General features: G+C 54.9%; 23 protein-coding genes. 5 read left to right on the plus strand and 18 right to left on the minus strand.

The genetic code is table 11. The annotated features are described in order from the left end of the window. Positions 1-139: 139 nt before the first annotated feature. The 15 genes from xth to A7976_RS11520 are packed head-to-tail and all read right to left on the minus strand — an operon-like array spanning position 140 to position 12942. On the minus strand, positions 140-919 hold the full coding sequence (xth, locus tag A7976_RS11450) for an exodeoxyribonuclease III (RefSeq protein ID WP_067111765.1): 780 nt from the start codon (positions 917-919) through the stop codon (positions 140-142). Next, entirely contained in the window at positions 919-2955 is a 2037-nt protein-coding gene (locus A7976_RS11455; RefSeq protein ID WP_067111767.1) for a M3 family metallopeptidase, read from the minus strand. The genes xth and A7976_RS11455 overlap by 1 nt, the downstream gene beginning before the upstream one ends. A 14-nt stretch (positions 2956-2969) precedes the next feature. Next, positions 2970-3311, minus strand: a complete 342-nt coding sequence (locus tag A7976_RS11460; RefSeq protein ID WP_067111769.1) for a DUF4870 domain-containing protein — start codon at positions 3309-3311, stop codon at positions 2970-2972. Between the two features lie 10 nt (positions 3312-3321). Continuing rightward, positions 3322-5046, minus strand: coding sequence for a phosphoenolpyruvate--protein phosphotransferase (ptsP, locus tag A7976_RS11465; RefSeq protein WP_067111772.1), 1725 nt, complete (start codon positions 5044-5046; stop codon positions 3322-3324). A 58-nt stretch (positions 5047-5104) separates the two neighbouring features. Then, positions 5105-5374, minus strand: a complete 270-nt coding sequence (locus A7976_RS11470) for an HPr family phosphocarrier protein (RefSeq protein ID WP_067111775.1) — start codon at positions 5372-5374, stop codon at positions 5105-5107. Further along, positions 5367-5774 (minus strand): PTS sugar transporter subunit IIA, encoded by a 408-nt coding sequence (locus tag A7976_RS11475; protein ID WP_067111778.1) that lies wholly within the window; start codon positions 5772-5774, stop codon positions 5367-5369. Before A7976_RS11475 ends, A7976_RS11470 begins: the two co-directional genes overlap by 8 nt. Before the next feature lie 26 nt (positions 5775-5800). Further along, positions 5801-6637: an RNase adapter RapZ gene (rapZ, locus tag A7976_RS11480; protein ID WP_067111781.1), complete on the minus strand. Its 837-nt coding sequence runs from the start codon at positions 6635-6637 to the stop codon at positions 5801-5803. After that, entirely contained in the window at positions 6637-7602 is a 966-nt protein-coding gene (gene hprK, locus A7976_RS11485; RefSeq protein WP_067111785.1) for an HPr(Ser) kinase/phosphatase, read from the minus strand. The genes rapZ and hprK overlap by 1 nt, the downstream gene beginning before the upstream one ends. An 11-nt stretch (positions 7603-7613) precedes the next feature. After that, on the minus strand, positions 7614-7940 hold the full coding sequence (hpf, locus tag A7976_RS11490; RefSeq protein ID WP_067111789.1) for a ribosome hibernation-promoting factor, HPF/YfiA family: 327 nt from the start codon (positions 7938-7940) through the stop codon (positions 7614-7616). Positions 7941-7965: 25 nt separating this feature from the next. After that, positions 7966-9408 carry an RNA polymerase factor sigma-54 gene (locus tag A7976_RS11495; RefSeq protein WP_067111793.1) on the minus strand — a complete coding sequence of 481 codons (1443 nt, stop codon included), beginning with the start codon at positions 9406-9408 and terminating at the stop codon, positions 7966-7968. 17 nt (positions 9409-9425) lie between these two features. Further along, the gene (gene lptB / locus A7976_RS11500; RefSeq protein ID WP_067111797.1) at positions 9426-10148 is read right to left on the minus strand and encodes an LPS export ABC transporter ATP-binding protein; all 723 of its coding nucleotides are present in this window, start codon (positions 10146-10148) and stop codon (positions 9426-9428) included. An 11-nt stretch (positions 10149-10159) separates the two neighbouring features. Beyond that, positions 10160-10714 (minus strand): lipopolysaccharide transport periplasmic protein LptA, encoded by a 555-nt coding sequence (lptA, locus tag A7976_RS11505; protein WP_067111800.1) that lies wholly within the window; start codon positions 10712-10714, stop codon positions 10160-10162. Continuing rightward, a complete protein-coding gene (gene lptC / locus A7976_RS11510) occupies positions 10711-11382 on the minus strand; it encodes an LPS export ABC transporter periplasmic protein LptC (protein ID WP_240483863.1) in 672 nt (223 codons plus the stop codon). The genes lptA and lptC overlap by 4 nt, the downstream gene beginning before the upstream one ends. 34 nt (positions 11383-11416) lie before the next feature. Continuing rightward, a complete protein-coding gene (locus A7976_RS11515) occupies positions 11417-11944 on the minus strand; it encodes an HAD family hydrolase (protein WP_067111806.1) in 528 nt (175 codons plus the stop codon). Continuing rightward, entirely contained in the window at positions 11941-12942 is a 1002-nt protein-coding gene (locus A7976_RS11520) for an SIS domain-containing protein (protein ID WP_067112068.1), read from the minus strand. Before A7976_RS11520 ends, A7976_RS11515 begins: the two co-directional genes overlap by 4 nt. A 95-nt stretch (positions 12943-13037) precedes the next feature. Between A7976_RS11520 and A7976_RS11525 the strand changes: the two genes are divergently transcribed. Further along, positions 13038-15011, plus strand: a complete 1974-nt coding sequence (locus tag A7976_RS11525) for a monovalent cation:proton antiporter family protein (RefSeq protein ID WP_067111809.1) — start codon at positions 13038-13040, stop codon at positions 15009-15011. Then, positions 15008-16015, plus strand: coding sequence for a glycine oxidase ThiO (gene thiO / locus A7976_RS11530; RefSeq protein ID WP_067111812.1), 1008 nt, complete (start codon positions 15008-15010; stop codon positions 16013-16015). The genes A7976_RS11525 and thiO overlap by 4 nt, the downstream gene beginning before the upstream one ends. On the opposite strand, the gene A7976_RS11535 is transcribed toward thiO, so the two are convergent. Further along, complete coding sequence (locus tag A7976_RS11535; protein ID WP_082878107.1) at positions 15986-16486, minus strand: GNAT family N-acetyltransferase; 501 nt, start codon at positions 16484-16486, stop codon at positions 15986-15988. The two genes, thiO and A7976_RS11535, sit on opposite strands and share 30 nt — an antisense overlap. Then, positions 16486-17718 carry a tetratricopeptide repeat protein gene (locus A7976_RS11540; RefSeq protein ID WP_082878108.1) on the minus strand — a complete coding sequence of 411 codons (1233 nt, stop codon included), beginning with the start codon at positions 17716-17718 and terminating at the stop codon, positions 16486-16488. Before A7976_RS11540 ends, A7976_RS11535 begins: the two co-directional genes overlap by 1 nt. 126 nt (positions 17719-17844) lie before the next feature. Between A7976_RS11540 and A7976_RS11545 the strand changes: the two genes are divergently transcribed. Continuing rightward, entirely contained in the window at positions 17845-19866 is a 2022-nt protein-coding gene (locus A7976_RS11545) for a tetratricopeptide repeat protein (RefSeq protein WP_082878109.1), read from the plus strand. 69 nt (positions 19867-19935) lie between these two features. Here the strand turns inward: A7976_RS11545 and A7976_RS11550 are convergent, their stop codons facing one another. Further along, positions 19936-21087 carry a porin gene (locus A7976_RS11550; protein WP_067111818.1) on the minus strand — a complete coding sequence of 384 codons (1152 nt, stop codon included), beginning with the start codon at positions 21085-21087 and terminating at the stop codon, positions 19936-19938. 304 nt (positions 21088-21391) lie between these two features. Here A7976_RS11550 and A7976_RS11555 point away from each other — a divergent pair, with 304 nt between their 5' ends. Both A7976_RS11555 and yegQ read left to right on the plus strand, forming a co-directional pair. Further along, positions 21392-21811, plus strand: a complete 420-nt coding sequence (locus tag A7976_RS11555; RefSeq protein WP_067111821.1) for a secondary thiamine-phosphate synthase enzyme YjbQ — start codon at positions 21392-21394, stop codon at positions 21809-21811. A 52-nt stretch (positions 21812-21863) separates the two neighbouring features. Next, positions 21864-23210 (plus strand): tRNA 5-hydroxyuridine modification protein YegQ, encoded by a 1347-nt coding sequence (yegQ, locus tag A7976_RS11560; protein ID WP_067111824.1) that lies wholly within the window; start codon positions 21864-21866, stop codon positions 23208-23210. Positions 23211-23247 lie beyond the last annotated feature (37 nt).

A 23247-nucleotide genomic window follows, 5' to 3' on the forward strand; every position in this document is an offset into this window, starting at 1 on the left:
TTGTCATGATTTGAAAGCCGTTACGAAGGGTTCATTGCCATCCCCCGCCGCTCCGGCCAAGAAATAAAGCTGTAACGAGCCCGGCGTTTGTATCAAGCCGGTTGGAGGCGAGGAAACTCGCCTCTTTTTCGTCTGCGGATCAGGCGGCTGCCGGGACGGCAAGCTCGGTAATGACGGGCGCGTGATCGGAAGGCCGCTCCAGTTTGCGCGGCCCTTTGTCGATCCAGCAAGCAGTGCAGTTGCCGACCAGCGCCGGCGATAGCAGAATATGATCGATGCGTAATCCGAGATTGCGGCGGAATGCTGCCATGCGGTAATCCCACCACGAGTAGATGCATTCCTGCTCTTCAAAGAGGCAGAATGCATCGGTCAGTCCCAGGCTGATCAACTCCTTGAAGGCGGCTCTCTCGGCCGGGCTGACCAGTACTTGCCCTACCCATGCAGCTGGGTCGTGCACGTCGCGATCTTCCGGCGCGATGTTGTAGTCGCCGAGCAAGGCCAGTTTCGGATGACGCTGCATTTCCTCACGCAACCAGCTAGTCAAAGCCACCAGCCAACCCAGTTTGTACTGGTATTTGTCCGATTCCAGGCTTTGTCCGTTGGGCATATAGGCGCACACGATGCGGATATCGTTAACGGTCGCGGCAATCAACCGCTTTTGCTCGTCGGCGAAAGCGGGGATATTGATGGTGACATCGCTTAAGGGGTGTTTGCTGAGGATGGCGACCCCGTTATAGGTCTTCTGCCCCGCGTGGGCGGCGTGATAACCCACCGCGGTAAATGCATCGAACGGAAACTTGGCATCTTCAAGCTTGGTTTCCTGCAGGCACAGCACATCCGGCTGATTGGCGGCAAGCCAGTCCAGCACATGCTGCAGACGCACGTTAAGTGAGTTGACGTTCCAGGTAGCTATCTTCATTACGCCGTTTCAGTCATGCCATTGTGGCGCAGCAATGCATCGATGGTCGGTTCTCTGCCGCGGAAAGCGATAAAGGACTCCAGCGCCGGACGCACACCGCCTTGGGCAAGGATTTCGCTCCAGAATCGGTGACCGGTTTCTTCGCTCAATACCCCGTTTTCCTCGAACAGACTGTAGGCGTCAGCGGAAAGCACTTCCGCCCATTTGTAGCTGTAATAACCCGCTGCGTAACCGCCGGCGAAGATATGCGAGAAGTTGTTGGGGAAGCGGTTCCATTGCGGCGGGCGCACCACGGCGACTTCGTCACGGACTTCTTCCAGCAATTGCAGCGGCGTTTTGTCGCCCTTGGGGTCGAAGTCGCTGTGCAGCAGCATGTCGAACAATGAAAACTCGATCTGGCGCACCGTCTGCATGCCAGCCTGGAAATTCTTTGCCGCGACCATCTTGTCGAACAGCGCTTTCGGCAAGTGCGCGCCGGTATCGACATGCCTGGTCATGTGGCGCAGTACGTCCCACTCCCAGCAGAAGTTTTCCATGAACTGGCTGGGCAACTCCACCGCGTCCCACTCCACGCCCTTGATGCCGGAGACGCCGTATTCCTCGACCTTGGTCAGCAGATGATGCAGGCCATGGCCGAACTCGTGGAACATCGTGATAACTTCGTCGTGCGTGAACAATGCCGGTTTATTGCCGACAGGCGCGGAGAAATTGCAGGTGAGGAAGGCCACTGGCGTTTCGATGCCTTGGGCCTTGCGGCGGCGCGTGATCGCTTCATCCATCCAGGCGCCGCCGCGCTTGCCGTTGCGCGCGTAGAGGTCGAGATAGAACTGCCCGATCAGATGGCCGTCGTGGTCGTTAATGTCATAGAAGCTGACGTCCTTGTGCCAAACCGGTGCTTCCGATTGGCGCACATGTACGCCGTAGATGGTCTCGACGACCTTGAACAACCCATGCAGCACCTGCGGTTCCGGGAAGTATTGTTTCACTTCCTGATCCGAGAACGCGTATTTTTCTTCACGCAATTTTTCCGAGACATAGGCCACATCCCAGGCTTCCAGCTGCGGCAGGCCGACTTTTTCGGCGGCATAAGCTTGCAATTCCTGCATGTCTTTTTCCGCAAAAGGCCGTGCGCGTACGGCCAGGGTACGCAGGAAATCCAGCACCTGCGGCGCGGTTTGCGCCATTTTTGTCGTCAGGGACACTTCGGCGTAATTGGCGTAGCCCAGCAAGTGCGCGGACTCGGCACGCAACTCGAGGATTTCCTTGATCAAGGCCGTGTTGTCCCATTCCGCCTTGCCGAATTCGGAAGCGCGCGTGGCATAGGCGAAATACAGCTTTTCGCGTAATGCGCGCTTGTCTGCGTACTGCAGAACCGGCATGTAAGAGGGGAAATGCAGCGTGAATTTCCAGCCTGACTTGCCGTCGGCTTCGGCGGCCTCGCGTGCAGCTTGCAGCGCATCCTCCGGGATGCCGGCGAGATCGCTTTCGTGTTCGACGAAATGCGCAAAATCGTTGGTTGTGTCGAGCAGGTTTTCCTCGAAGCGGGCCGATAACGAGGACAGCGCTTCCTGGATTTCCTTGAAACGCGCCTTCTTGTCTTCAGGCAGTTCCGCACCGCCAAGCCGGAAGTCGCGCAATTCGTTGTCGATAATCTTGCGTTGCGCGGCGCTCAGGGTGTCGAAAGAAGGATTTGCGCGAAGTGCGCGAAACTTTGCGTATAGCGCTTCGTTTTGCGAAATATCTGCGTAAAAAGCGGTTAATACCGGCAGGTTTTCATTGTAGGCTTCGCGCAACTCGGGAGTGTTGACCACGGAATTCATATGCGACACCTGCGACCAGGCGCGCGAGATGCGTTCTTCCATATCCTCCAGCGGGCGGGCGAAATTGTCCCATCCCGGTTTTTCCGTACTTTGGCCCAGGGCGTCGATCAACGTGCGGGCTTCGTCCAGCAATTGCGTGATGGCGGGGGTAACGTGCTCGGGGCGTACCTGGTCGAATTGCGGCAGGCCGGAAAACTGGAGTAACGGGTTTTGCATCGGGAACAGGATCCTTAGTTGATTAACCGCAGGGTAAACGGGTAGCGGTATTCTTCACCCTTGCTGGCTTTGCTGGCGGCGATGATGCAGAGAATGATGTTGCCCAACCAGACTGCCGCCATCAGCACGAAACCGATCAGTATAAACACCAGCACGTAGCAGACCATGTAGGCGATGAGTAAGCTGATCTGGAAATTCAGTGCTTCGCGCGCCTGTTCGCCGAGGTAGGCGTTTTCATCTTTTTTCAGTAGCCAGACGATCAATCCCGGCACAAAACTGAAAAATATCCCGCCGATATGGGTCAATACGGCAATGTTCCTGTCGTTGGCGGATATTGCGGTGTTCTCGTCGTTCATGGCATTCCCCTTATTGATTGAGCTTGTCCAGCAAAGGTTCAATACGGTCGATTTCGGCGCTGGCGAGAATCTTGCGCACGCTGCTCGTCAGCCTTGGCAGGCTGGATTGCAGCACTTGGCGCTTCACCGCCAGCACGTGCGCCGGATGCATCGAGAACTGGCGCAGGCCGAATCCCAGCAGCAATCGGGTCAATTTGGGATCGCCTGCCATTTCGCCGCACACCGATATCGGTTTGCCTGCCTTGTCGGCGGCGCGGATAGACATCTCGATCAGTTGCAGCACGGCAGGATGCAACGGATTGTAGAGGTGCGCTACCGAGTCGTCGGTGCGGTCGATGGCCAGCGTGTACTGGATCAGGTCGTTGGTGCCGATGGAAAGAAAATCCAGCTCGCGCGCAAAAGCATCCGCCTTGAGCGCGGCTGCCGGAACCTCGATCATGCCGCCGATCGGCATCATTTCGTCGAACGGAATGTTCTGGTCGCGCAGGCTGCGCTTGGCGCGGTCGATCAGATGCAGGGCCTGGCGCAATTCCGACAGGGTAGAAATCATCGGAATCAGCAGTTTGACATTGCCGTAATGCGAGGCACGCAAAATCGCCCGGATTTGCGAGTGGAAGATATGCGGTTCGGACAGGCAAAGCCGGATAGCGCGCAGACCCAGTGCCGGGTTGGTGCAGGTGCGTGCCTCATCCGGGTTGGCGGGTTTGTCCGCACCCAGGTCGAGTGTGCGTATGGTCACCGGCATGCCCTTCATGGCTTCCGTGACCCTGCGATAGGCCTCGAACTGTTCGTCTTCCGTCGGCCATTCACGACGGTTCATGAACAGGAACTCGGTGCGGTATAGGCCAATGCCGGTCGCGCCGGCGGCCTTGGACTGGGCAACGTCTTCGGGAATTTCGATATTGGCGTGCAGTTCGATCGTTGTGCCGTCCAGCGTCACGGCTTTCGTCAGCTTGAGGCGCTTGAGCTTTTGCTGCTCAATGTCCCATTGTTCCTGGCGCAGGCGGTATTCGGTCAGCGTGTTCTTGTCCGGGCTGACGATGACCACGCCCAGATTGCCGTCGACGATGATCATCTCGCCATCGCGGATCAGGTCGCGCGCACGATGCAGCGCGACGATGGATGGGATGTTCAGGCTACGTGCGAGGATGGCGGTATGCGAAGTCGCGCCGCCGACATCGGTAATGAATGCAGCGAACTGGTGCTGCTTGAACTGGATTGCGTCGGCCGGGGAGAGGTCGTGCGCGACCAGGATCATGCCGCTTTCCTGCTTTTCCAGCACGACCTGGCTGGGATGGCCGAGCAGCACCTTGATGACGCGCTCCACGACCTGAACCACATCGAACTTGCGTTCGCGCAGGTATTCGTCCTCGATTTCCTCGAACTGCGCGACCAGGTCATCCATCTCCTGCTTGAGCGCCCATTCCGCGTTGCATTGTTCATCGCGGATAATTTGAATAGGTGCTTCCGACAGCGACTTGTCGGCCAATATCATCAGGTGCGTGCCGACGAAGGATTCAAGTTCGGCGGGCGCGTTTGCGGGCAGCTGCCGGCGGACAGCTTCGAGGTCGGCGCGCACGGTCTCTATGGCTTGCGTGAAGCGGTGAACCTCGTCTTCGACGAGATGCGCCGGAACCACGTAGTGCGCAACCTCGAGCAGCGCGTGGGAAACCAGATGGGCATGGCCGATGGCAATGCCATTGGAAACACCAACCCCGTGCATGGTGAAGCTCATCTGGGCTCACTCACATGAAATGCAACATTCATGAAAAACCTTCCCCCTTGAACGGCGATTATTCAGCCTCGCCGAAGCGGTTATTAATCAATACAAGCAGCGATTCCAGGGCTTCCGCTTCATCCGCGCCGCTAGCCTCAACGATTATTTTGCTGCCTTTGCTCGCCGCCAGCATCATCACACCCATAATGCTTTTGGCATTGACGCGGCGATTGTTGCGCTCGAGCCATACTTCGGACTTGTATTGGCTGGCGGTTTGCGTCAGCTTGGTCGATGCGCGCGCATGCAGTCCCAGTTTGTTGATGATTTCGATTTCTTGTTTAATCATGGTGTATGCATGCTTCGTGTGTGAAATGAATGACGCCGCCGCAACCGCCCGCCACGGCTTTTTCGACCAGGACTTCCAGCGGCTCGTTGCGGTAGGCCAGCGCGCGCACCAGCATTGGCAGGTTGACGCCGGCGATGCCTTCGACGCGCCCCGGCTTCAACAGCTTGCCGACCAGATTGCAGGGCGTGGCGCCATAAATATCGGATAACACCAGGACGCCGTCGCCTCGATCCAGCTCGCGAACCAGCTCCTGCGCCTGAGGTAACAAATGAGCGGGATCGTCATGCACGCTGACGCCGATCTGCCGCAATTGCGGCGGCCTCTCGCCCATCACATGGCTGGCGCAGTGGATCAGGCTCTCGCCCAATGTACCGTGAGCGATGATCAATATACCTATCACGATTCTTCCTTATTCCAGCAAGTATGTCATTCCAGTTCGCGATGGCGAACCAGAACCTTGTGCTGCAAATTACGAAAATGGCTGGTCAGGCGTTCGGTGAAATAAACCGAGCGATGCTGCCCGCCTGTACAACCGATAGCGATGGTCAGGTAACTGCGGTTGTCCTGCATGAAACAGGGCAGCCATTTCTCGACGAACTGGCGGATATCCTCGTACATGGCCTGTGCCAGCGGCTGGTTCTCCAGGAACTCGACCACCGGCTGGTCGCGTCCGGTCAAAGGCTTAAGCATCGGTTCGTAATTCGGGTTGGGCAGGCAGCGCACGTCAAAGACGTAATCCGCATCCAGCGGAATGCCATGCTTGAAGCCAAACGAGGTGAACAGCACCGTCAGGCCCTCCGGGTCCAGCGCAATGAAATCCTTGACCCAGGACCGCAATGCGTTGGGGCTGAGGTCACTGGTATCCATGCGATGCCCGAGATCGCCCAGCTGTGCAAGCATTTCCCTTTCCAACCGTATGCTCTCTGCGAGGGTGATGCCGCCGCCGCTTAGCGGATGGCGACGGCGCGTCTCGCTGAAACGTTTGACCAGGGTTTCGGTGCTGGATTCGAGAAATAGCACCCGCACATCCCCGTTGTTTTCGCGCAGGTTGCGGATAATGCCCGGCAGGGCTTCGAGCGTGCTGCTGCGCGTGTCTATGCTGACAGCGATGCGCGTCTCGCCGGCGTTGCCGAGATGTTCCGCGGTATCCGGCAGCAGTGTGGCCGGAAGATTGTCCACGCAGTAATAACCGCTATCTTCCAGCGCCTTGAGAGCGATACTCTTGCCGGAGCCCGAAAGGCCGGTCACGATGATGAGTTGCATCACGCGCGCCCTTTTTCGGCCTTTTCCGCATTGCGTTTGAGCTCGCGGGTTTGTCGCTGCATGAATTGGCGCGTGCTGTCGATGCCGCGCATTTGCAGGATCTGGTTGCGTACCGCCACTTCAACCAGTACCGCGATATTGCGCCCGGCTGCCACCGGGATGACGACCTTGGGAATCTTGACGCCAAGTATCTTCTCGCTCTGAGCCTTGATCTTGAGCCTGTCCAGCATTTGCGGGATCAGTGTTTCGGCTTTTGCCAGCTGGACGATGAAATCCAGCGGCTTGGTCGGCTTCACCGCGTTGTCGCCGAACAGGGCGCGCACATTGAGGATGCCGAGGCCGCGCACTTCCAGAAAGTCCTGCAGCAGCGGCGGGCAACGGCCTTCCAGACGATCCGGCGCAACCAGGTAAAAGTCCGCCATGTCATCGGCGACCAGCCGGTGTCCACGGGTGATCAATTCCAGCGCCAGTTCGCTTTTACCGATGGCCGCCTCGCCCTTGAGCAGCACGCCGAAGCCTTGTACCTCCATGAAAACGCCATGAAAGCTGACTGATTCAGCGACGGCCTGCGCCAGGTAATGGCTAAGTACCTCCATCAGGCGCGGGCTTTTTTCCGGCGAGGTGAAGAGCGGGGTGTTGCCCGTGTCGGCAGCCTGCAACAATGCTTCGGGCACCGATTCGCCGTTGGCGACAACCACCGCCGCAAGGTCGGTGGAAAACAGGTTGTCGATGGCGTGCTGGGCAGCGGATTTGCTCAGGTTGCGCAGATAATCCATTTCCGCGCAGCCGAGCACTTGCACCCGGTTCGGGTGCACGAAATTGAGGTGTCCGATCAGCGCCAGCGAAGGCTTGGTGACGGTGTCGCTGGTCAGCGGATGATCGCCGCCGTCATGTCCTGCTACCCAGGCAAGTTTCAGCTTGCGGCGGGTGTCCTTGTAAAGCTGGGCGACGCTGATCTCGGACATGATGCTTGGGCTTACTCGGTAACCTGATGCTTCACGGCGCCGTTGGAGCGGTGGTGGTCGCCCTGTTTTTCCTTGTGCTTCAATACCTGGCGATCCAGCTTGTCCGCTACCAGGTCGATGGCGCTGTACATGTTTTCATCGGAGCTTTCCGCATGCAGATCGTTGCCGGGCACATGCAGGGTGACCTCTACATTTTGCTTGAGCTTTTCGACCGACAACGTCACCTTGACGTCGATGACCTGGTCGAAATGCCCGGTGACGCGCTCCAGCTTGGACGTAACGTAATCGCGCAAAGCTGGGGTAACTTCCATATGGTGGCCGGTCAGGTTCAGGTTCATGATTTGCTCCTTGTGGTAAAAACGTTTACAACGCCTTGCGTTGGCTCGCCGGCGGGATCTGCAGCGATTCGCGGTATTTCGCGATGGTACGGCGTGCGACGACTATGCCTTGCTTGCCGAGAATTTCGGTGATCTGGCTGTCCGAAAGCGGTTTTTTCGTGTTTTCCTCGCTCACGAGCTGCTTGATCAGCGCGCGGATCGCGGTGGCCGAACAGGCGCCGCCGGTATCGGTGGCAACATGGCTGCCGAAGAAATACTTAAGCTCATATACGCCACGCGGCGTCAGCATGTATTTGCGCGTGGTAACGCGGGAAATGGTCGATTCGTGCAGCCCCACCTCATCGGCGATTTCGCGCAACACCAGGGGGCGCATCGCAATCTCGCCATGCTCGAAGAAGTTGCGCTGGCGGTCGACCACGGCCTGCGATACGCGCAATATGGTAGAAAAGCGCTGCTGGATATTCTTGATCATCCACTTCGCTTCCTGCATCTGGCTCATCAGGTATTGGCTTGAGTTGTCGCGGTTGCGCTTGAGGATGTCGGCGTAAAGCTGGTTGATGCGCAGCTTGGGCATGACTTCCTGATTCAATGTAGCGAGCCACACACCCTTGACCTTTTTCACCACGATCTCATGCTGGATGTACTGATCCGAGCCGATGTGGGAGAAACTGGCCCCCGGACGCGGGTTGAGCTGCGTGATCAGGTGCTGTACTTCGCGCAGGGTATCCTCGCCGCAATGCAGCGCCTTGCGCAGCCGTGCGTAGTCGCGGGTCGCGAGTTCGGGGAGATGGTTTTCGACGAGACTGATCGCGATTTCACGATGCGGCATGGTTTCCGGCATCGCGCGCAATTGCAGACTCAGGCATTCGGCAAGATTGCGTGCGCCTATGCCGGGCGGATCCAGATGCTGGATCAGCTTGAGCGCGGTTTGCAACTCCATCGGATCGACTTCCTGCTCTTCCGGCAGCATTTCAGCCAGTTCTTCGAGTGACTGATCCAGGTAGCCGTCTTCGGTGATGGCATCCACCAAGACCGAAGCCAGGGTCTGGTCGCGCTCCGAGAGCGGCATCAAGTGCAGTTGCTCAAGCAGGTGCTGGCGCAGGGTAGGAGAGTCGGCCTCCTGGAAAACGTAGTCGTTATCGTCGTCGTCGCTGCCGGAGCCGCCTTCTTCCCAGCGATTGCTGCCGGCGAAGTCGCCATAACTCTCACCGAAGGAATCGCCGCCGAAGTCGTCCTGGCGAGGCCCCTCCTCGACCGGCACAGTCGTTTCCTGCGCGGTACTCGGGACATGCTCCTCGTGGCCGCCGTCACTGTGTTCGACGCGCTCCAGTAAAGGATTGGCCTGCAATATCGTTTCCAGCTCCTGATTGAGTTCCACGGTGGAAAGCTGGAGCAGACGAATGGATTGCTGCAACTGCGGCGTAAGCGCGAGATGCTGAGAAAGTCGAAGTTGAAGGCTTTGTTTCATGGTGTTCTCGGACCGCTTTAGAGGCGGAAATCCCTGCCGAGATAAACTTCCCTGACACTGTCATTATGAATGATTTCATCCGGATGACCAGAGGCAAATACCTTGCCCTCGTTCACGATATAAGCATGATCGCAGATGCCCAGCGTCTCGCGTACGTTGTGATCGGTGATCAGCACGCCGATGTCGCGCTCCGTCAGGAAGCGGATGATTTTCTGGATATCCAGCACGGCAATCGGATCGATGCCGGCGAACGGCTCATCCAGCAGGATGAAGCGCGGGTTGGTCGCCAGGCAGCGGGCGATTTCCACGCGCCGGCGTTCGCCGCCGGAAAGGCTGACTGCCGCGCTGTTCCGCAAATGGGTGATATGCAGTTCATGCAGCAATTCTTCGAGTTTTTCCTTTTGCTGTTCCGGCGTCAGTTTTTGCAATTCGAGTATCGCCAGGATATTGTCCTCGACATTCATCTTGCGGAAGATTGAAGGCTCCTGCGGAAGGTAGGCCAACCCCATGCGCGCGCGGCGGTGTATCGGCAGGCGGCCCAGATCCTTGCCGTCCAGCAGTATCCGTCCGCCATCCAGCGGGACCAGTCCGACCATCATGTAAAAGCTGGTAGTCTTGCCCGCGCCGTTCGGCCCCAGCAGGCCGACGACTTCGCCGCTCTTGATGGACAGCGAGATATCCTGCACTACCGTGCGCGCCTTGTAGCGCTTGCGCAGATTTTCGACTTTTAATTCACTCACGTTTGTCGCCGTTAGTTGCCGGTGGCAGTCGAGCCGCTTGCCGGCGGTGTCTTTTTCTTGGGCTGGATCACTGCACGTACACGGCCCTTGGGTGCCGAAGACGCGGTCGAGCCGCCGATCACTTCGGCATACTCGGCACCGGCGTCGTACATGATGTATTCGCCATTCACGATATCCTCGCCGCGCTTGACCCAGGCTTTGGTGTAAAGCTGAACCTTGTCCATGCGTCCGTCGTATTCGATGCGCTGCGCGCTGCCTTGCATGTATTCGTCCTTGCCTTCCATTTTTTGCCGGAAGGTGGTCGGATTGCCATAGGAAGTACTGTGCTGAAAGCCTTCGGCATCTTCCCGAACGACCAGTTTGTCTGCGTGGATGATCAGCGTTCCCTGGGTCAGAATCACATTGCCGGTGTAGGTGCTGGTTTTCTTGGCGTCATTGACGACGACATTGTCGGCTTCGAGGTCGATAGGCTTGTCCCGGTCGGCACTTTCGGCAAATGCGGCGCAGGAAAATAACAGCGTCGTGGCAGCGAGCAAGAGTTTATGGCCGCGATGCAGGGTTGTCATTGTGGTCTCCGGGTGCGGGTTTTCGAGTTGCCGTTATTGGCTTTTTTGGTGGAAGCTGTTTTAGGTGCGGCCGCTTTCCTGGGCGCTTGCGCCTTTTTAGGCGCGGCACTACGCGGAACCGATTTTGCGGCGGGCTTTTCATAATGCGCCCGAACGCGTTTCGAAAGCTTCAGCAAGCCGTTTTTCTTGTCGTATTCCATGCCGATTGCATGCACCACGGTTTTGGGTGCCTGCAGGATGGTCACGGGCCGGTCTGTGCGTGCGATCTCGTCATCGGGAATGATATGCAGAAAATCGGTCAATACCGTCATCTCCCCTTTTTGCGCGGTTGCGGCGCGCACGACCTTTACCTTGTCCATCACATACACCTGTTCGCCATCGCTCGTGACCAGCCCGCGCTGACCTTCGATCTGGGTGTAGGGCTTGTTTTCAGCATACTGCGTAAAATGCGGCCGCATCAGATGCGTGGAGTCATCGTCAGGATAATGCACCATTTCCGTGGCGGCCAGCACATAGCGCGGATTACCGTTTAGATCGGTTTTCAGCGTGTTGAAATTGTTCAATTTGTAATCCGGGTCATGGCGGTCACTGCCATCATTCTTGGGCCCTGCTGGCTGCACGGCGACATCCGCCCACATGGTAAGCGCAGCGAGCAGTGCCAGCAGCAATAGTAAAAACCATGTAGCGGGACGGCCATGCATCTTATTTCAGATACTGCGCCATCTGGGCATCAAGTGTTCCTTGCGCCTGCATGATGAATTCGCAGATCTCGCGCACTGCGCCGCGTCCGCCCTCGCGTTCGGTAACAACGTGTGCATGTTTCTTCACGAGTGCCGGCGCGGCAGGGACCGTAATGGCCAGGCCGCTGCGCAGCATCGGTGGCAAGTCCACCACATCGTCACCCATGAAAGCGCATTCGGAGTGATCCAGCCCCAATTCCCGTGAAAGCTGCATGAATGCCTCCAGCTTATCCTCGACGCCCTGGAAGAAATGGGCGACGCCGGTATTCTCCGCGCGCTTGACGACGACTTTCGAGGTACGGCCGGTAATGATCGCCATGTCCACGCCGCTGGCTTTCAGCAGCTTCATGCCCAGGCCATCCTGCGAATTGAACGCCTTGTACTCCTGTCCGTCGTCGCATAGATAGAGGCTGCCGTCGGTCATGACGCCGTCTACGTCAAACACGATCAGCTTGACGCGTTTTGCGCGCTCCAGAACTTCTTGATTCATACTACTTTCGCTTTCAGCAGGTCGTGCATGTTGAGCGCGCCGACCAACGATCCAGTCTCGTCGGTGACCAGCAGGCCATTGATTTTATGAGTTTCCATCAGCTCCACTGCTTCCGCAGCCAGGCGGTTGGGAGCGATAGTGCGTGGATTTGCGTGCATGACTTGCATAATGTCGGTAGCAGCGACATCCACGCCGTTTTCGAAGGCACGCCGCAGGTCGCCGTCGGTAAAGATGCCGACGGGTTTGCCTTGCGTATCGACGATGGCCGTCATGCCCAAGCCCTTGCGGGACATTTCGAGCAAGGCGGCCGACAGGAAAGCATTTTGCGGAACTTTGGGTATGCCGTCTCCGGTTCGCATCACATCGCTCACATGCAGTAGCAGCTGTCTGCCGAGCGCGCCTCCAGGGTGCGCGCGCGCAAAGTCTTCCTGCGAGAATCCGCGGGCGTCCAGCAGTACCAGCGCCAGAGCGTCACCCAACGCCAGTGCGGCCGTGGTGCTGGCGGTCGGCGCCAGTCCCAGCGGGCAGGCTTCGCGCGATACGGACGCATCCAGATGCACGTCGGCTTCTTTAGCCAGTGTGGATTTCGGGTTGCCGGTCATGCTGATCAGTTTGGCACCCATGCGCTTGAGCATGGGCACAATGGTAAGCAGTTCATCGCTTTCGCCGGAATTCGACAGGACAAGGACGACATCGTGTCCGGTAATCATGCCCAGATCGCCATGGCTGGCCTCGGCCGGGTGCATGAAAAAAGCCGGCGTGCCGGTGCTGGCAAGCGTGGATGCAATCTTGCGGCCGATATGGCCTGATTTGCCCATGCCGCTCACCACAACGCGACCTCGGCACTGTAAAATGAGTTCCACAGCCTGGGGGAAGCTGTTGTCGAGACGTTGCGCCAGCGCTTCAACCGCGCGCGCTTCGGTCAGCAATACTTCTCGGGCAAGGTCGATCGGGTTTGCAGGATTGCTTTGCTGCTGATTTAATTTTGATACCACCATAATCATCAAGTATAAAAGGGTTCGCCCTCTGAATAAAGGATATAAACGCAAATAGCGCCCGATCCGGCACAAAATTTGCGTAAAGATTTCCACCCATGCCCGGCACCCTTGAAACAATCCTGATTCTCCTTACCGGTGCCGTCCTGGCGGTCGCATTATTTCGCGTGTTGCGCCTGCCGACGATGCTCGCTTATTTTCTGATTGGCATATTGCTCGGCCCGCATACCTTTGGTCTTTTGCCTGACAGCGAAGCGAATCGCGAACTGGCCGAATTCGGTGTTGTTTTCCTGATGTTCAGTATCGGTCTGGAATTCAGCCTTTCGCAATTGTATGCAATGCGAACGACCGTATTCGGGTTGGGCGGTGCGCAGGTGGCGATGACCACGCTGATCGTCATGCCAAGCGCGATGGCGCTCGGTATCGACTGGAGCGCGGCGCTGGTGCTTGCCGGTGCGATGGCGATGTCCTCCACTGCCATTGTTTCAAAAATGCTGGTGGAAAAAGTCGAACTCAGTTCGCGACATGGTCGCCTGGCGGTCGGTGTGCTGCTATTCCAGGATCTTGCCGTCGTACCGCTCCTGATCATGATTCCCGCATTTGCCGCGCCTGCAGAAGTAATGGCGATGACGCTGGTTTTGTCGTTGCTTAAGGCTGCGATTACGCTGTCCATCCTGCTGGTATTCGGCAAGCGGTTGATTAACCCCTGGTTTGAATTGGTGGCCCGCCAGCAGTCGCGCGAACTGTTCGTGATGAACGTTCTGATGGTCACCTTGTTGTTGGCCTTCATCACCAATCTGGCCGGGCTGTCTTATGCGCTGGGTGCCTTTATTGCGGGGATGTTGATCTCGGAAACCCGCTATCGATATCAGGTGGAAGCCGATATCGCACCTTTCCGCGATATTCTGCTGGGGTTGTTCTTCATTACCGTCGGCATGATGCTGGACATCCGTGCGCTCGTCGCCAATGTCGAATGGGTTCTGTTGCTGCTGGCTCTGATCGTGTTTTTGAAAGCGCTAATCATTACCCAGCTGGCACGGCTTTTTCGCCATGAGACGGGAGTGGCTATCCGGACCGGCATTATGCTTGCCCAGGCCGGTGAATTCAGTTTCGTTATCATGGCCCACGGTGTGGGGCATGGCGTACTCGGCGGTCCTTTATTCCAGATAGTCCTGGCGGCTTCGCTGCTGTCGATGGTCGTCGCGCCTTTCATCATCCAGTACAACGGCTGGTTCGCTTCCCGCTTGTCGCGCAGTTACGAAAGTAATCGTGATCGCAAGATCAACGAAATCGAGAGCATAGGCCAGCAACTCAGCGATCACGTCATCATTTGCGGTTTCGGACGCAGCGGGCAATATCTTTCGCGCTTTCTGAATGAAGAGGGGATACCGTTCATCGCGCTGGACATCGACCCATCCCGAGTACGCGAGGCGGCCAATGCCGGAGAAACCGTCGTCTATGGCGATGCCGGTCGACGTGTGGTATTGAAAGCGGCCGGCGCCGAACGCGCCAAGGCCGTGGTCATCAGCTATGCCGACCAGCACGCCTCAATGAAGGTATTGCATGTGGTGCAGGAAAATTACCCCCAATTGCCGGTGATCGTACGTACCGTGGATGACAGCAATATGGAAAAATTCATCGATGCGGGTGCGGCCGAGGTGGTCCCGGAAGTGCTCGAAGGTAGCCTGATGCTGGCTTCGCATGCACTGGTAATGATGGGTGTGCCGCTCTCGCGCGTGGTCAAGCGCATCCGTCATTTCCGGGAAGAGCGCTACCAGATGTTCCGCGGATTTTTTCATGGTCTTTCCGATTACGACCTGGATGCGCGCGACGAAGACCAGTTGCGCCTGCAATCCGTCGCGTTGCCTGCTGGCGCTTATGCATGCCGTATGCGCCTGAAGGATTTGGACATGACCCAGCATAAAGTGCAGGTCAAATCCATCCGGCGCCCGAATACCAAAGGACTGAGCCCTGCCCCCGAAGTCATTCTAGTGGAGGGCGACATGGTCGTTTTGCAAGGCACGCCCGATAATCTGAGCAGTGCTGCCACATTTCTTCTGACCGGAAAATGAAACCATCCATTACTATCGTAGGCGCCGGCGCTGTCGGCTGCCTGACTGCACTGGCATTCGCAAAAAAAGACTGGCAGGTGACGCTGGTAGATCAGGGCGTGCTTGGCGGCGAGGCCTCATGGGCAGGCGGCGGCATTCTGTTTCCTTTGCTGCCGTGGAATTACAAGGAGCCAGTGAATCAACTCGCGTTGGCTGGCGCTGCCCGCTATCGCGAGCTATGCGAGGAGTTGTTCGAAGCCACGGGCATCGATCCGCAATACCAGGCATGCGGGATGCGGGTGTTGCCGGAATTTGACGGCGAGGCCGCCCTGACATGGTGCAAGACGCATGGCCTCACTGCCGAAATTCAAGGGGAGTCATTATGGCTGCCAGAGGTAGCTCAGGTACGCAATCCGCGATTAATGATAGCCCTGGGTGCACGATTGAAAGCCCTGGGCGTGACCATACATGAGCATACCGAATTGCTGCAATTGCAATCTGCGACGGCAAAGGTGCAGTCCTGGCAGAGCAGCAAGGGTATCCGTTTCGAATCGGATGTTTACGTAGTGACTGCGGGCGCTTGGAGCCATAACCTCCTGGGCGAACATGCGCAGCCGGTGCCGGTAAAGCCCATGCGTGGACAAATGCTGCTTTATCAACTTGAAATGGGCGCGTTGTCGACCATACTCTATCGCAATGACTTTTACCTGATCCCCCGGCGCGACGGCCACATTCTCGCCGGCAGTACGGTGGAAGATGTCGGTTTCGATAAATCCACGACCGAAAGTGCCGCCCGGGATCTATCCCGAAAAGCCCGCGATCTATTGCCGCAGCTTGCCGATGCGCCCGTGATCCGGCACTGGAGTGGCCTGCGTCCGGGATCTCCGGACAATATCCCGACGATCGGCCGTCATCCGGATTTCGACAATCTTTATCTGAATACCGGACATTTCCGTTACGGCGTAACCATGGCACCGGCTTCTGCTGAAGTTTTGTCAAAGGTGGTCTGTGGTAGTTTCGTCTAAATGCTTTTCCATGATGATATTGCATCTGGCGTATACAGGATGCTGTCCTTTAAAAACTGTAACAAAACCATATTTTTTATATAGTCCTATTGCTGGTGCTAATGTGGTGTTTGAAAGAAGGTAAACGCGAGTTGCCTTTATTTCTTGCAGTTTACTAATTGCTGCTTCGATCAATAAATTTCCAAAACCACTTCCTTGATGTTGTTTGTCAACAGCCATTCTCGCCAGTTGATACTCGTGCTCATGCTCTTTGAATAAAGCGCAGACTCCTATAGCTTCTGAATTTTTCAGTAGAGTGAAAATAAATCCGCCATCATCAATAATTTTGGATGGTTTTCCAAATAGACTTCTGTCCGCCTCTTCGATTTGAAAATAATGAGCTATCCAAGCCTCGTTCAATCGAATGAAATCATTGATATATTTATATTCATTTATAACTACGACAATATTTTCGGGGCCTGGCATGTTCATTAGCAACCAATTGTTTTAATTTTAACCGCTACTTGTTTTGTGAAAATACTGAAACAAATATATTCATAAGACCAACCATATTTTTCTACAGCCTCTTGAAATGCCTTGAATTCATCCTCTCGCCAGTGTTCGTTGCCAATATACTCATCAAACACAATGACACTTCCCGGCACTATTCTGGGAGCCAAGAGATTCAGGACTGTTTTAGTCGAGCTATAAATATCGCAGTCAATATTTATGAAACGAACAAAATCCTTATGCTCATCAAGAAATTTGGGCAGAGTGTTTTCAAACCAACCTACATGCAACTCAACATTTTTTGGAACACAAGGTAATTCTCCCTTGGTTGTATAACTTCCCTTTGGTTCGTGATGCCATACTTCAGGCAAGCCTTCAAAGCTGTCAAAGCCATGAACCGGCTCATTGACCAAGGCCGAAATTTTTCGGATGGAGGTGCCGAACCGTACACCAAATTCCAGAACTAGACCTGAGTCGGGAGCGACATCCAAGGCAAGTTTGAAAGTTTGCAAACCACTTCCGGTAATCGGTGGCAGATTTTTGCAAGAGGACTTAAGGTAATGCCATGCATCAAGACGAGCTTTATCAAGTCGACTTCCTTTTTCGAGCACCGCAAAGTGCTCATCCGCTCTCTTTATATCGTCTTCGTAATCGCATAGCACGCCTAAAACATAACGCGTCTCATTGTCTGAAGGACATATATTCAGGGTCTTTTGCAATTGTCTAATTGCAGGTTTCATATCCGTTGGATTGATTAACAATGCATGTAGATTGAATGAGGCATTAGCATAATCTGGAGCTAATTCCAGTGCGCGGCGATAATGATTAGCGGCTGATTCGAGGTCTCCATTTTCATGGAAGGCCAAACCGAGGTTGTTATGAAATTCCGGATTGGAAGGGTTTGCCTTGATTGCACGTTGAAGAAGGGTTGTTGCAACTTCTAGATTGCCTTGCTGAAGAGCAATTGAACCCAATAAGTGAAGCGCATCTTGCTGGTTTGGTGATAACTGTAAGATCTTTTGACAAATGCCTTCAGCCTGAGTCAGGTTGCCCTGTTGTCTATGCAACCAGGCTGCCTGAAGTGCTCGGCGATTTTCTGTTTCGCGGACCAAGGAATGGTTAATCCGGCCTGATATGTTATTCAAGCAACATTGCTTATATTTTTTGCCACTGCCGCAAGGGCAAGTATCATTACGCCCGGGTTTTTGGGTCATATTTAATTAGCTAAGAAAATGATTAGTGAAGAGAATCAGAATTTAAACGCTTAGAGTAGATATTCTCTCAAGTTTTTGACTAAACAGTAAGCGAAAGCGTAACCGCGATTCATTCTTTATACGGAAATGAAAATCAACGCCATGAATAAAGTTGGACGCAATGAGCCGTGCCCATGTGGCAGCGGCAAAAAATATAAGCAATGTTGCATGAGTCAAACTGACTCGGCTTCAGGGGCAAGCAAGAGCGTGGAGAGGCCATCACAAGCGCAGATTTCCAGCGCCTTGGCTGCTGCCGGGAAACAAGCAGAAATAGGAAATTTGAAAGAAGCTGCAGCCTTATGCAGGAAAGTGCTGCAGCATGCCCCAAATAATGCTGTTGCATTGAACTTGCTTGGCATTCTGGCTTACCAGGCAGGAAACGATTCACTGGCGATAGAACTGCTAAAACGAGCGGTCAAAGCCCAGCCGAACTATGCAGATGCTCATAATAATCTTGGAGTTGTCCTTAGAGATATTGAACGTAGTCATGAGGCTATCGAGCACTTCAAAAAAGCGTTAGCGATCAATCCTAGCTATTTAGACGCTCTGATTAATTATGGAAATGCCTTACAGGATATTGGTCAGCTTCAGAATGCAGTCACGCTCTATCAGCGGTCACTTCAAATTGCTCCTAACCATCCGGGTGCGCTAAGTAATCTTGGAAATGCTCTGCAAGAACTAGGTCGCCATCAAGATGCGGTTGAAGTGTTTCGGAAGCTGCTTAACATTTACCCTGATTATGAATATGCGTTAGGCAGCATGGTCTTTTCAAAGCTTTATTGTTGTAACTGGGCATCATGGGATGAAGATGTTTCTGAGGTTTTACGCGAAATCGAGTCAGGTAAACGCGTATGCAAGCCTTTTGACCTTCTCGCAATTGCCGATTCGCCGGCTCATCAGCTTTTGTGCGCCAGAACTTTTGCTCAGCATAAGTTTCCTGCAATGGTGCCGATAGTCACGAAGCCTCATTACATGCATGACAAAATCCGCGTCGCTTATTTGTCTGCAGATTTCCGTCAGCATGCTGTTTCACAACTGATCGTCCAACTGATCGAGCAGCACGACCGATCACGCTTCGAGGTGATCGGTGTTTCGTATGGCGACGATGATCAGAGCCCATTAAGAAGAAGGATGGTTCAAGCATTTGATCAATTTATAGACGTACGGAGTTTGAGTGATCGCCAGGTAGCTGAACTTCTGCGAGAGATGCAGGTTGATATTGCTATCGATTTAATGGGGTTTACTACGGACTCCAGGCTCGGGATTCTGGCAGAGCGTGCAGCGCCAGTACAGGCTAGTTTTTTAGGATATGCCGGCACTACAGGCACCAATTACATAGATTACTTGATTGGGGATAAATTTATTGTGCCCGAAAGTGCGCGCGGCTTTTATTCTGAACAATTGGTGTATTTACCTGACTGTTTCCAGCCAAACGACACAAATAGGGAGATTGCCTCGGATATTCCTACAAGAGAAGAGTGCGGTCTTCCTGAGCACGGGGTCGTTTTCTGCGCGTTCAATACACACTACAAAATTGTGCCACCTGTATTCGATCTTTGGATGAGATTGTTGAGACGGGTCGACGATAGTGTGCTGTGGCTTGCGCGTTGCAATGACACAGTAAAAGACAGCCTGAGGCAGCAGGCCACCAATCAAGGGGTGCAGCCGGGACGAATTGTATTTGCTGAGCGAACTCCGTCATTGAAAGATCACTTGGCGCGGCACAGGCTGGCAGACCTCTTTTTGGATACATGGCCTTATAACGCCCATACCACAGCTAGTGATGCGCTATGGGCGGGCTTGCCTGTTTTAACTTATGCCGGAAAGAGCAATGCGTCTCGTGTTGCTGGCAGCCTTTTGCACGCAGTGGGTCTGCCTGAATTAATTACGGAGTCACTGGCAGATTACGAAGAGCTAGCAGTGAGGTTGGCTACCAACAAGTCTGGCTTGGAGAGCATTAAAACAAAGCTGAGGGAGAAAATGGTTACTGTGCCATTATTTAATATATATCAGTACAGATTATATTTCGAAGAGGCCTTGGGCGTTATGGCGCAGCGGGCACGTAATGGGCAATCACCAGCAAGTTTTTCTGTTGAGCGGTTGAGCTAATGTATTAATCATGCAAAAAAAACGGCACCCGAAGGTGCCGTTTTTTAGCTTTCTTGTTTTCTAAGAATCTTAGAAAAACAGGATTGCGCCGAGAGACACGGTCTTGGCTTCTGCATCGTTACCGACAACGCCACCGAAATCTTCGTATTGGTTGTCAGTGTACTCAGCAACCAAGTTCAGGCTCTTGGTAAGGGGGTGGTACGCGCCGATGATCCAAGCTTCGTTTTCGAACTCAACAGCGGTGCCGTCTTGTTCGGACGTGCTCTTACCATAAGACAGGCCGAGCTTGGTGCCGATGCCCGGGAGGACATAAGTACCTTGCACGTAGTAGCCGTCGTCTTCGGAGTCGTTGTTAGCCAGGAATGCCAGGCCGCTTGCAGCGCCGTAAGCGCCGGACAGGCCGTCACCATTGTAGTAGTTGGCAACCAAGCCGAAGCCGCCGAAGCTAATCTTACCGCCGATGTCGTAGCCACGGGAAGTGTAGCTGTCGACGGAACCGGTGTCGGTGTCATGCTTTTGGCTGATAGCACCCAACCAGACCTTGCCAGCAACATCGCCAGCCCATTCGTACGTTACCTTACCTTCATAACCCATATCGCTACGGATGTCGGTATTGGAGGAACCGTTGGACCAAGGCTCACGCACGCCAACAGCGAAGCTGAAACCGTTCCAGTTCGGGGAAGCGTAGGAGATTTGACCAACCCAGTCAGCATAAACATAACCGGTGCCGATACGGCCCAGAGTGGAAGTGCCACCAGCGCCGGCGCCGATACCAACGCCCAGCAGGGTCATGTCAGACAGAATGGCATCGGATTCGAAGATGCCAAGGTCGCGACCAGCCTTGATAGTACCCCAGCTCTTGTCGCCGAAGGTCAAGTAAGCTTGACGAATATTCAGGCTGTTGGAACCGCCAGCGGAGCCGGACCCAGAGTCAACGCCAGTGAAGAATGTGAACTGGAAAGCAATGTCCAGGTCATTCTGACGAGTCTTACCGCCGATGCCCAGTGCGGAAGGCAGCAGACCGGTTTGGATCACATTTGCGGTGTCTTCACCAGCGGTGTCCAGAGCATCATCAAACTTGGTGTGTGTGTAGAAAGCGTTGACGTTACCACCGATGTCGATGGTCCAGTCGCCTGCCGGGATGGTGATGCCGGCGTTTGCAGCGGAAGCGCCCATCGCCATAACGGCGCCGGCAACTGCCATGCTCAGTTTCTTGTTCATATATTTCTCCTTTAAGTTTGAAATATCTCGGTAGGTATTCTAGAAACCTTTGCGAGAGAGTTCGCGAACTCCCCTTGCGAGAAGTGAACTCAGTATGCCAAACCGAAATTGGCATCCGCAACAGTTTTGTGCGATTCATGCGACACCTTGTTACACTCTGTTGCATTTTTGCAACACTTGTTACGTCCCGAGTTTTGAAGAGAGTCTGGCGAGTCGGAAAGGGAGTGAGTGTTGCCGCATCGCCGATGCCCATGAATCGCTTGGTATAATCCGGAGGACTATTTGAACTTGCATGGGAGCTGGTATGAAAAGCTATCGAAAGGAACTCTGGTTTAAGGCGCCCACGCGGATGGCCTTTATCAATATTACTTCCGAGATTCAGGAGTGCCTGCGCGAGAGCGGCATCAAGGAAGGGTTGGTGCTGGTCAATGCGATGCACATTACCGCGAGCGTATTCATCAACGATGATGAACGCGGGCTGCATCACGACTATGGCGTATGGCTGGAGAAGCTGGCTCCGCATGAACCTGTGAGCGGGTATCGACACAACGATACGGGCGAAGACAATGCCGATGCGCACATGAAGCGTCAGGTGATGGGGCGCGAGGTGGTTGTGGCCGTGACGGAAGGACGGCTCGACTTCGGCCCGTGGGAGCAGATTTTCTACGGTGAATTCGATGGACGGCGTAACAAGCGGGTACTGGTGAAGATTATCGGGGAATAAAGTTGGGCTATCGCCTTTCGATAACCACGGGGTGAACGGAGTAAATGTTTTAATGAAAGCACCTGAATTACTCGCTCCAGCCGGTACGCTGGAAAAAATGCGCGCGGCGTACGATTTCGGTGCGGATGCCGTCTATGCCGGCCAGCCGCGCTACAGCCTGCGCGCGCGCAATAATGAGTTCAAGCTCGAGCAATTGGCGACCGGTATTGCCGAGGCGCGCCAGCGCGGCAAGAAGTTCTTCGTCGCCTCCAACCTGATGCCGCACAACGCCAAGGTGAAGAGTTATCTGGACGATATGGCGCCAGTGATCGCGATGAAGCCGGACGCGCTGATCATGGCCGATCCTGGGTTGATCATGATGGTGCGCGAAAAGTGGCCGGAGATGCCGATACATCTTTCCGTGCAGGCGAATACCGTTAATTACGCGGCGGTGAAGTTCTGGAAGGCGATAGGTCTTTCCCGCGTGATCCTGTCGCGCGAGTTGTCGCTGGACGAAGTGGCGGAGATCCGGCAGCAGTGCCCGGACATGGAGCTGGAGGTGTTTATTCACGGTGCGCTGTGCATTGCTTATTCCGGCCGTTGCCTGTTGTCCGGCTATTTCAATCATCGGGACCCGAATCAAGGGACGTGCACCAACTCCTGTCGTTGGGATTACAAGGTGCATGACGCCGAGGAAGATCCGGTGGGCGTGATTCGCTCCAAGGATTTCGATTTCCGTGCCGAGATGGAGAAATCCGCACTTTCGAGCTGCGGCAGCCTGCCGCGTCACCCCGAAGCGGACAAGGTTTACCTGATCGAGGAAAAAAACCGCCCCGGCGAGCTGATGCCCATCCTGGAAGACGAGCACGGCACCTACATCATGAATTCCAAGGATTTGCGGGCGGTCGAGCATGTCGAGCGATTAGCACAGATCGGCATTGATTCGCTCAAGATCGAAGGCCGCACCAAATCGCTTTATTACGTGGCGCGTACCTGTCAGGTATATCGTCGTGCCATTGACGATGCGGTGGTCGGCAAGCCATTCGACTACACCTTGCTGGCGGAGCTGGAAGGACTGGCCAACCGTGGTTATACCGATGGTTTCTACGAGCGCCATCACACGGCCGAGCATCAGAATTATCTCAAGGGCTATTCGGAATCCGGACGCAGCCAGTACGTCGGAGATGTGGTGGGATTCGATGCAGAGAGCGGAGTGGCGGAAATTGCGGTGAAGAACCGCTTTGCGGTAGGTGATCGTCTTGAGATCATTCACCCCTCGGGAAATCGTCAGATGGTGGTCGATACCTTATATAACGAAATGGGTGAATCGGTGGATGCGGCGCCGGGCAGTGGACATGTCGTCAGGATGCAGATGCCCGGCAGCGATGCAAGCAAGGCTTTGCTTGCCCGGTTTATCTAGGGAGATATCGGTAGCGCAGGCGTCCCGTCTGCATTCG

The organism is Methylobacillus sp. MM3, assembly GCF_001645185.1.
Classification (GTDB): Bacteria; Pseudomonadota; Gammaproteobacteria; order Burkholderiales; family Methylophilaceae; genus MM2.